Here is a 224-nt window from a genome sequence, read left to right as displayed (position 1 = left end):
GTCTGAATGGCCGAGTACATCTGCGCCACCTTGTCTTCACGGATCAGGTTGCGGATGGCGGAGGTGCCCCGCATGATTTCGTGGGCCGCCACCCGGCCGCCGCCGTTTTTCTTGAGCAGCGTCTGGGAAATGACTGCCTGCAACGACTCGGACAACATGGAACGGACCATGGCCTTCTCGTTGGCCGGGAACACATCCACCACCCGGTCAATGGTCTTGGCCGC

Annotated in this window: 1 pseudogene; it reads right to left on the bottom strand. The window is 61.6% G+C overall.

The annotated features are described in order from the left end of the window. Positions 1-224: pseudogene (locus tag B3520_RS04785) on the bottom strand (twitching motility protein PilT); the annotation flags it as partial.

The sequence above is a fragment of the Marinimicrobium sp. UBA4509 genome (genome assembly GCF_002388575.1).
GTDB lineage: Bacteria > Pseudomonadota > Gammaproteobacteria > Pseudomonadales > Cellvibrionaceae > Marinimicrobium > Marinimicrobium koreense.
This window is presented reverse-complemented; position numbering and strand designations above follow the sequence as displayed.